This window comes from Serratia sp. CY74737 (assembly GCF_052166775.1).
GTDB classification, from domain to species: domain Bacteria; phylum Pseudomonadota; class Gammaproteobacteria; order Enterobacterales; family Enterobacteriaceae; genus Serratia; species Serratia ureilytica.
In genome coordinates, this window is sequence record NZ_JBJNOF010000001.1 from 405571 (window position 1) to 415358 (window position 9788).

Sequence of the window (9788 nt, forward strand, 5' to 3'; positions counted from 1 at the left end):
GGTTTGTGAAATAGGTCAATAATCCGCGTTTTTTTTCTGCTTACCATGGGTTTATCGAACGAGAGGATGATTTTATCTTCATGGTTTTTAAGATTTTAATTGCCATTTCTGATGTTAATTAAAATGCCTTTTTGTATTTCATTTGTTGTTTGCCAGTTAACCCAGAGAGCGTGTTATGTTAGGCGATGCCGTATTTAATCGGGTAAAGCGATCGGATCATAAAGCGATTTCGGAAATAAGCGCCTTCTTGCGCAGTAACGATCTGAATATCGACACCACGGTTGAAATATTTATTACCGTTACCCAGCACGACAAATTGGTCGCCTGCGGCGGCATCGCCGACAATATTATCAAATGCGTCGCCATCAGCCCGCTGATGCGCGGCGAAGGGTTGGCGCTGGCGCTGGCGACCGAGCTGGTGAACCTGGCCTACGAGCGCCATCACACCCAGCTGTTTATCTACACCAAGGTGCAGAACGAGCCGCTGTTCCGCCAGTGCGGTTTCTACCCGATCGCCACCGTGCCGGGCATCGTGGTGCTGATGGAAAACAGCCCGTGCCGCCTGAAGCGCTACGCCGCCCAACTGGCGAGCCAACGTCGGCCGGGCGACACCATCGGCAGCATCGTGATGAACGCCAACCCCTTTACCCGCGGGCACCAGTATCTGGTGCGTCAGGCGGCCAAGCGCTGCGACTGGCTGCACCTGTTTCTGGTGAAGGAAAACACCTCGCGCTTCAGCTATGAAGACCGGCGCCGGCTGGTGCTGGCCGGCACCGCCGATATCCCCAACCTCACGGTACACGAAGGCTCGCAGTACGTGATCTCGCGCGCCACCTTCCCCTGTTACTTCATCAAGGACCAGGGCGTGGCCGACGACTGTTACACCGAAATCGATCTGAAGATCTTCCGCCAGTATCTGGCGCCCGCGCTGGGCATCACCCACCGCTTCGTCGGCAACGAGCCGTTCTGCGCGGTGACCGCGAAGTACAACCGCGACATGCGCTACTGGCTGGAAACGCCGGCGCTGCCCAGCCCGCCGATCGCGCTGGTGGAAATCGAGCGTTTGCAATATCAGGGCACGGCGATCTCCGCCTCCTGGGTGCGCAAGCTGCTGGCGGCGGGGGACTTCCACGCCGCCGCGCCGCTGGTGCCGCCGGACACCCTGTACTACCTGCAGGATCTGCAAACGCAGCGCCGGGCCAAGGCGGCCCCGCATCCTTTTGAGTCCGCACAATCAGGTGAATGATGAAAATTATCCGAGAAGCAATGGCCGGCACGCTGGAATCCAGCGATGTCATGGTGCGCATCGCGCCCGCCGAGGGGCCGCAGCACGATCTGTTGATCGCCAGCAGCGTGGAAAAACAGTTCGGCGCGGCGATCCGCCGCACCCTGCTGGAGGTGCTGCAGCGTTATGAGGTGGAGCCGGTGCAGGTGATCGTCGACGACAAAGGGGCGCTGGACTGCGTGCTGCGCGCCCGGCTGGAAACCGCGCTGATGCGCGCCTGCGAGAGCGGCCAACTGCCGTGGGAGGCGAAAGATGAAAACGCTGAATAAAACCCGGTTGCGCCGCAGCATGCTGTTCGTTCCCGGCGCCAACGCGGCGATGGTCAGCAACGCCTTTATCTATCAGGCCGATGCGCTGATGTTCGATCTGGAAGACTCGGTGATCCTGCGTGAAAAAGACGCGGCGCGCCGGCTGGTGTACCACGCGCTGCAGCACCCGCTGTACCAGGAGGCGGAAACCATCGTGCGCGTCAATGCGCTCGATTCCGCCTACGGTCTGGCGGACCTGCAGGCGGTGGTGCGCGGCGGCGCGGACATCGTGCGCCTGCCGAAGACCGACAGCGCGCAGGACGTTGTTGACATGGAGCGCGAGATCGCCGCCATCGAGGCGGCCTGCGGCCGGCCGGTAGGCAGCACCGGGCTGCTGGCGGCGATCGAATCGGCGCAGGGCATCACCAACGCGGTGGCGATCGCGCACGCTTCGCCGCGTCTTATCGGCATCGCGCTGGGGGCGGAAGACTATGTGCGCAACCTGCGCACCGAACGCTCGCCGGAGGGCATTGAGCTGCTGTTCGCCCGCTGCTCGCTGCTGCAGGCGGCGCGCGCCGCCGGCATTCAGGCGTTCGACACCGTCTACTCCGACGCCAACAACGAGGCCGGCTTCCTGCAGGAAGCGGCGCTGATCAAACAGCTCGGCTTCGACGGCAAATCGCTGATCAACCCGCGCCAGATTGAGCTGCTGCACAACCTGTACGCGCCGACCGCCAAAGAGGTGGCGCACGCGCAGCGGGTGGTGGACGCCGCCGAAGCGGCGGAGCGGGAAGGGCGCGGCGTGGTGTCGCTCAACGGAAAAATGGTCGACAGCCCGGTGATTGAACGCGCCCGGCTGGTGCTGGAGCGCGCCGCGCTGTCCGGCTTACGGGAAGAACCGGCGCAGCACGGGGAGGAAGTATGATGAACCGCCAACAACGATTGATGACCTTCGCCAACCCGGCGGATCTGCCGGGCTATCAGGACGTGTCCAAAGCCAATCTGCAGGCGCGTAAACCGCGCGATCTCAAGCTGTGCGACTCCTTGCAGGAAGCGGTGCGCCGCAGCGGGCTGCAGGACGGCATGACCATCTCCTTTCACCATGCGTTTCGCGGCGGCGATCTGGCGCTCAATCAGGTGATGGAGACGCTGGCGGCGATGGGGTTCCGCAACCTGACGCTGGCCTCCAGCTCGCTGACCGACTGCCATGCGCCGTTGGTTGAGCATATCCGCCACGGCGTGGTGAGCCGCATTTACACCTCCGGGCTGCGCGGCCCGCTGGCGGACGCCGTATCGCGCGGGCTGCTGGCGGAGCCGGTGCAAATTCACTCGCACGGCGGCCGGGTCAATCTGATCGAATCCGGCGAGCTGAAGATAGACGTGGCCTTCCTCGGCGTGCCGGCCTGCGATGAGTTCGGCAACGCCAACGGCTACAGCGGTGAAGCCTGCTGCGGCTCGCTCGGCTATGCGCGGGTGGACGCCGAGGCGGCGGGCACCGTGGTGTTGCTGACCGAGCAGCTGGTGCCGTATCCGCATCATCCCGCCAGCCTGGCGCAGGATCGGGTGGATCTGATCGTGCAGTTGGAGCGGGTGGGCGACGCCGACAAGATCGGCGCCGACGCCACGCGCATGACCTCGAACCCGCGCGAGCTGTTGATCGCCCGCCGCGCCGCCGAGGTGATCGCCGGTTCCGGCTACTTCACCGAAGGGTTCTCGCTGCAAACCGGCACCGGCGGCGCCTCGCTGGCGGTGACCCGGTTCCTGGAGGACAAGATGCGCGCCCGCGGCATTCGCGCCGCGTTCGCCCTCGGCGGCATCACCTCGACCATGGTGGATCTGCACGAGAAAGGGTTGATCGGCAAGCTGCTGGACGTGCAGAGCTTCGATCGGGCGGCGGCGACCTCGCTGGCGCGCAACCCGCGCCATATCGAAATCAGCGCCAATCAGTACGCCAACTTCAGCTCCAAGGGCGCGTCGGTCGATCGGCTCGACGTGGTGGTGCTGAGCGCGCTGGAAATCGACACCGGCTTCAACGTTAACGTGCTGACCGGCTCCGACGGCGTGCTGCGCGGCGCGTCCGGCGGCCATTGCGACACCGCCGCCGCCGCGCGGCTGGCGATCATCGTCGCGCCGTTGGTGCGCGGGCGCATCCCGACGCTGGTGGAGCAGGTGACCACCTGCGTCACGCCGGGCTCCAGCATCGACATTCTGGTGACCGACCACGGTATCGCCGTCAACCCGGCGCGGCCCGAGTTGGCGCAGCGCCTGCGGGAGGCCGGGCTCGAGGTGGTGAGCATCGACTGGCTGCGCGCCCGCGCGCTGCAGCTGACCGGCGAACCGCAACCGATCGCCTTTACCGACAAGGTGGTGGCGGTGGTGCGCTACCGCGACGGCTCGGTGATCGACGTGGTGCATCAGGTGGCGGAGTAACCGATGGCCGCCGTCGATCCTCAACTGGCCGCCGAACGCGCGGTCAGCCTGCCGGAGCTGCTCACCAGCCGCGAATGCCGCCAGGCGCGCCAGCAGGCGTGGCTGGCGCAGTACGAGTGCACGCTGCTGGTGCTGACGCTGGTGGTGCCCGGCCCGGTGAAGGACAGCGCGTTGACGCGCGGCATTTTCAACCTCGGGTGGGCGGCGCTGCTGCGGCTGTGCGCCGAACAGGGCTGGCCGAGCCCGCAGGCCGAGGCGCTGGCGCTCGCCACCGGCTGCGAAGGGTTTGTAGCGCTGCGCGCCGACGCCCAACGGGTGAAAGATTGCGCCATGCAGCTGGAGGTGAGCCGCCCGATCGGCCGGCTGTGGGATATCGACGTGCTGGATGCGCAGGGGCGAATCCTGTCGCGCCGCGACATCGGCCTGCCGGCGCGGCGCTGCCTGCTGTGCGGCCAGCCGGCCAAGATCTGCGCCCGCCAGCGGCGGCATGGCAGCGAGCAGCTGCTGCAAGAAATGGAAAGGATGTTCAACGATGCGATCTCTGCCGATTAATCCACCCGCCCGCCGAGCCGAGCCGGCCTGCGACTTCGCCCGCGCCGCCTTTCGCGCGCTGTTGGTGGAGGTCAACCTCACGCCCAAACCGGGGCTGGTGGATCGCCATAACACCGGCGCCCACCGCGATATGGATCTTGGGCATTTCTACCGCAGCGCCCGCGCCATCGGCGTGTGGCTGCCGCGTTTTATCCAGCGTGGCCGCGAAGACGCCTGCCGGCCGGCGGAGCGGCAGTTGGCGCGGCTGCGGCCGCTCGGCCTGGCCTGTGAAAACCAGATGTTTCGTGCCACCGGCGGCATTAACACCCACAAGGGCAGCGTGTTCTCACTCGGTTTGCTGTGCGCCGCCTTCGGCCGCCTGCAGCAGCAGGGCCGGGCCATCAGCGCCGCATCGTTATGCGCCGAAGTGGCGGCGATGTGCCGAGGGCTGGTGGACAGCGAGCTGCGATGCAACAACGCCGGGCAGACCGCCGGCCAGCGCTTGTTCGCTGCGTATGGCCTCAGCGGCGCGCGCGGCGAGGCGGAATCCGGTTTTCGGTTGGTGCTTGACGGCGCGCTGCCGCTGTATCGGCAACGGCTGGCCGCCGGCGGCGGCGAACAGCGGGCGCTGCTGGACAGCCTGCTGTGGCTGATGGCCCACAACGATGACACCAACGTCGCCTCGCGCGGCGGCCTGCACGGGCTGCGCTGGCTGCGGCGGCGGGCGGCCTTGCTGCTGGCGCAGGGCGGCTCGGCGGGGGAAGCGGGCCTGGCGCGCCTGCGGCGCTTCGATGCCGACTGCATTGCCCGCAACCTCAGCCCCGGCGGCAGCGCCGACTTGTTGATAGTGACCTGGCTGCTGGCGCAGCTGGGTGCCCAAGAATAATAACCAAGCCTTCAGGAGAGTCCCTATGTCCCAAACCCAGGAAAAGATCTGGAAAGCGATAGCGCCGCTGGCGGTGCTCGCGATCCTGTTATTGATACCGGTGCCCGACGGCATGCCGCCGCAGGCGTGGCACTATTTCGCCATCTTTGTGGCGATGATCGTCGGCATGATTCTGGAGCCGATCCCGGCCACCGCCATCAGCTTTATCGCGGTGACCGTCAGCGTGCTGAGCGCCAACTGGGTGCTGTTCGGCGCGCAGGAACTGGCGGAGCCGGGCTTCAAGGCCGGTAAAGAGGCGCTGAAATGGGGGCTGGCGGGCTTCTCCAGCACCACTGTCTGGCTGGTGTTCGGCGCCTTTATCTTCGCGCTGGGCTACGAGGCCACCGGGCTGGGGCGGCGCATCGCGCTGTTCCTGGTGAAGTTCATGGGCAAGCGCACGCTGACGCTGGGCTATGCGGTGGTGATCATCGATATCCTGCTGGCGCCGTTCACGCCGTCCAACACCGCGCGCACCGGCGGCACGGTGTTCCCGGTGGTGAAAAACCTGCCGCCGCTGTTCGATTCCTTCCCTAACGATCCCTCTTCGCGCCGCATCGGCGGCTACCTGATGTGGATGATGGTGGTCGGCACCAGCATCAGCTCCTCGATGTTCGTCACCGGCGCCGCGCCGAACGTGCTGGGCATCGAGTTCGTCGGCAAGATAGCCGGGGTGCACATCAGCTGGATGCAGTGGTTCCTGGCGTTCCTGCCGGTTGGCCTGCTGCTGCTGATCATCGCGCCGTTGATCTCCTACTACCTCTACAAACCGGGCGTGACCCACAGCAGCGAAGTGGCCGCCTGGGCGAATACCGCGCTGGGGGAAATGGGTAAGCTGACGCGCAAGGAGTACACCCTGATCGGCCTGGTGCTGCTCAGCCTGTGCCTGTGGGTGTTCGGCGGCAAGGTGCTGGACGCCACCGCGGTGTGCCTGTTGGCGGTGTCGCTGATGCTGGCGCTGCACGTGGTGTCGTGGAAAGACATTACCAAATACTCCAGCGCCTGGAATACGCTGGTTAACCTGGCGACGCTGGTGGTGATGGCCAACGGCCTGACGCGCTCCGGCTTTATCGACTGGTTCGCCCAGACCATGAGCACCCACCTGGACGGCTTCTCGCCGAACATGACGGTAGTGGCGCTGGTGCTGGTGTTCTACTTCGCCCACTACCTGTTCGCCAGCCTGTCGGCGCACACCGCCACCATGCTGCCGGTGATCCTGGCGGTCGGCAAAGGGTTGCCGGGCGTGCCGATGGAGCAGCTGTCGATGCTGCTGGTGCTGTCGATCGGCATCATGGGCGTGCTGACGCCGTACGCCACCGGGCCGGGGGTGATTATCTACGGCTGCGGCTATGTGAAGTCGAAAGACTACTGGCGCCTGGGCGGCATTCTCGGCGTGGTGTACATCGCCGCGCTGTTGCTGATCGGTTGGCCAATCATGAGCCTGTGGTACTGAGTTGACGCACAGCGGCCGCCGCCCGGTGGCCGCTGGTACGATCTTTTCCCGTGAACCCTGTCACACACTTGTCACACTAACCCCGCCATCATACGCAGGCAAACGCTAACACCTTAAAAATAATCATTTTCCGGGAGCCTCTGCGGATGAGAAAAAAAACGTTATTGCTGTGCCTGCCTTTGTTATTCACCGGGAACGCGCTGGCGGACGCCGGCGGTTATCAATTGGAACAGGTGCTGGTGATGAGCCGCCATAACCTGCGCGCGCCGCTGGCCAACAACGGCAGCGTGTTGGCGCAGTCCACGCCGAAGGCTTGGCCGGCCTGGGAAACGCCGGGCGGCCAGCTGACCACCAAGGGCGGGGTGCTGGAAGTGTATATGGGGCACTATTTCAACGCCTGGCTGAAGCAGACCGGCCTGTTGCCGCAAGAGGGCTGCCCGACCGCCGGCAGCGTGTACGTCTACGCCAACAGCCTGCAGCGCACGGTGGCCACCGCGCAGTTCTTCAGCAATGGCGCGTTCCCGGGCTGCGACGTCAGCGTGCACCATCAGGACAAGATGGGCGAGATGGATCCGACCTTCAACCCGATCATCACCGACACCAGCGAAGCCTTCAACCAGCAGGCGCTGGCCGCGATGAACGCCGCGCTGGGATCGCTGAAGCTGGACGCCTCTTATCAGCAGTTGGCGAAGATCATCGACTACAAGGATTCCGCCGCCTGCAAGACCGACAAACACTGCGACCTGACCAAAGAAGCCAGCGTGATGAGCGCGGTGCCGGGCAAAGAGCCGGGCGTCTCCGGCCCGCTGCGGGTGGGCAACTCGCTGGTGGACGCCTTTATGCTGCAATACTACGAAGGTTTCCCGATGAAAGAGGTGGCCTGGGGCAAAATCGCCACGCCGCACCAGTGGCAGCAGCTGGCGCAGTTGAAAGACGGCTATCAGGATTCGCTGTTCACCTCGCCGGTGGTGGCGCAGAACGTCGCCAAGCCGCTGCTGACCTACATCAACAACGCGCTGCTGGGCGAGCGTAAACCGGACGCGCCGAAGCTGACGGTGCTGGTGGGCCACGACTCCAATATCGCCTCGCTGCTGTCGGCCATGCAGTTCCAGCCGTATCAGCTGCCGCAGCAGTACGAGAAAACGCCGATCGGCGGCAAACTGGTATTCCAGCGCTGGCGCGACGCGCAGAACGACCGTGAATTGCTGAAGATCGAGTACGTCTATCAGTCCACCGAACAGCTGCGCAAGGCGACGCCGCTGACGCTGCAAACCCCGCCGCAGCGCGTGACGCTGGCGCTGAAAGGCTGCCCGATCGATAAAGACGGCTTCTGCGCCTGGAGCGATTTCGAGAAGACCATGAAAGGCATCTTGTAATGCCCGGCCTCTCTCCCGAATGCGGGGGAGAGGCCTTTTCCCACTTCGTCCAACGCGCCTCCGCGCGGGACTTAACGCCATTTATTTTGCCCAGGGTCATTGTTGCAGGCCGTTTCGGGGGCTAACATCATCAGCCTGCCTGCTTATCATGGATACCGCCGTTGCCCACTTTTATCCGCAATATCGAATTTTTCACGCCGGACGGCTATCCGGGGCAGGTGGCGCGCTGCCAGTTTGCGCTGGCGGAGTATCGCGACGACAGTTTTCCCGAGGCGGGATTTGCGCTGCCGGACCATCTGGCGCGCGCGGTGCCGAAACGCCGTGCGGAGTATCTGGCCGGGCGTGTGCTGGCGCGGCAGCTGCTGGCGCCGCTCGGTTTCGCCGATTTCACCCTGGCGCGCGGCGAAGATCGCGCGCCGCAGTGGCCGACGGGCATCGCCGGGGCGCTGAGCCATAATTCGCATACCGCGCTGTGTGCCGTACACCGAGAGAGCGGGCTGGGCGGCGTTGGGCTGGATGTGGAGACGCTGCTGTCCGTGGCGCGAGCAGAGGAGCTGTGGAGCGCGATCGTTTCACCGGCGGAGCGCGAGACGTTGCTGGGCGAAACGCTGCCGTTCAACGAGCTGCTGACGCTGACGTTTTCCGCCAAAGAGAGCCTGTTCAAAGCGCTGTACCCGCAGGTGCGCCGATATTTCGATTTTCTTGATGCGCGGATGGTGGCGGTGGATGCGCAGCGGCAGACGTTCGAATTGGCGCTGCTCACCACGTTGACGCCGCATTGCTGCGCCGGACGGCGTTTCGCCGGGCGGTTTTGGCGCGAAGGTGACGATGTCACGACTTTTATTTTTTGCTAAAACACAATAATAACAGTGTGTTATTTCTTGTTGTGGCGTAACGCGAATTTGCCGCGGCGTGCGGAAAGATTCATTCATCGGAGATTGACCGACGGTGGGGATCCGGTGTAATTTACCCACCCTTTACAGCTAATGATAATTATTCGCATAAACATTATCATTGGTGAGGCGCAACAAAGGAGTGGTCTTGTGGCGACACTGACGACAGAAAACCAAACCTTCTCCGGGTTTGAGTACGCCGAACAATCGACCTTTTTGTACCGGTCAGAATTCCGTTCCCTCTCTGCCCACGGCGTGTTTGAGCGTATCGAGACGCCGGCGTTCGGCGGCGAGCAGGAAGGCAGCGCGCTGGCGCAGCATATTCGCCAGGCGCTGGCGCGCGCCAAAGCCGCCGGCCAGGCGGCCCCGGTGGTGGTGGGCGCCATTCCGTTCGACACGCGCCGGCCTTCCTGCCTGTATATCCCTGAAGAAAGCCGATTCGTCGCCAACGACAGCTTTATCCGCGCCGCGCGCCCGATGCTGCAACAGCCGCATCGCCTGGTCGCCTGCACCAGTATTCCAGACGAACCGCGATTCAAACACGCGGTCGCGGAAGCGGTCAGCCGCTTTAAACAAGGCAAGCTGGACAAGGCGGTGCTGTCGCGCATCCTCGATATCGAGCTGGAGGATCCGGTGGCCGGCCACCGGAT

The 9788-nt window shown here is 64.2% G+C and carries 9 protein-coding genes and 1 pseudogene; all 10 read left to right on the plus strand.

The features are described from left to right. The first annotated feature begins 175 nt into the window (after positions 1-175). Positions 176-1246, plus strand: a complete 1071-nt coding sequence (gene citC / locus ACJ8PE_RS01950) for a [citrate (pro-3S)-lyase] ligase (RefSeq protein WP_004940809.1) — start codon at positions 176-178, stop codon at positions 1244-1246. Continuing rightward, entirely contained in the window at positions 1246-1554 is a 309-nt protein-coding gene (citD, locus tag ACJ8PE_RS01955; RefSeq protein ID WP_046687418.1) for a citrate lyase acyl carrier protein, read from the plus strand. Before citC ends, citD begins: the two co-directional genes overlap by 1 nt. Next, a complete protein-coding gene (citE, locus tag ACJ8PE_RS01960; protein ID WP_197793375.1) occupies positions 1538-2458 on the plus strand; it encodes a citrate (pro-3S)-lyase subunit beta in 921 nt (306 codons plus the stop codon). Before citD ends, citE begins: the two co-directional genes overlap by 17 nt. Then, on the plus strand, positions 2458-3963 hold the full coding sequence (gene citF, locus ACJ8PE_RS01965) for a citrate lyase subunit alpha (RefSeq protein WP_028130661.1): 1506 nt from the start codon (positions 2458-2460) through the stop codon (positions 3961-3963). The genes citE and citF overlap by 1 nt, the downstream gene beginning before the upstream one ends. Positions 3964-3966: 3 nt before the next feature. After that, positions 3967-4515 (plus strand): citrate lyase holo-[acyl-carrier protein] synthase, encoded by a 549-nt coding sequence (gene citX, locus ACJ8PE_RS01970; protein WP_197762193.1) that lies wholly within the window; start codon positions 3967-3969, stop codon positions 4513-4515. After that, a complete protein-coding gene (gene citG / locus ACJ8PE_RS01975) occupies positions 4496-5380 on the plus strand; it encodes a triphosphoribosyl-dephospho-CoA synthase CitG (protein ID WP_197798100.1) in 885 nt (294 codons plus the stop codon). The genes citX and citG overlap by 20 nt, the downstream gene beginning before the upstream one ends. A 25-nt stretch (positions 5381-5405) precedes the next feature. Beyond that, positions 5406-6869 carry an anion permease gene (locus ACJ8PE_RS01980; RefSeq protein ID WP_033643712.1) on the plus strand — a complete coding sequence of 488 codons (1464 nt, stop codon included), beginning with the start codon at positions 5406-5408 and terminating at the stop codon, positions 6867-6869. 146 nt (positions 6870-7015) lie between these two features. After that, on the plus strand, positions 7016-8245 hold the full coding sequence (agp, locus tag ACJ8PE_RS01985) for a bifunctional glucose-1-phosphatase/inositol phosphatase (RefSeq protein ID WP_043143150.1): 1230 nt from the start codon (positions 7016-7018) through the stop codon (positions 8243-8245). A gap of 161 nt (positions 8246-8406) precedes the next feature. Beyond that, entirely contained in the window at positions 8407-9099 is a 693-nt protein-coding gene (locus tag ACJ8PE_RS01990; RefSeq protein ID WP_197762199.1) for a 4'-phosphopantetheinyl transferase family protein, read from the plus strand. 189 nt (positions 9100-9288) lie between these two features. Beyond that, positions 9289-9788: pseudogene (locus tag ACJ8PE_RS01995) on the plus strand (isochorismate synthase); the annotation flags it as partial.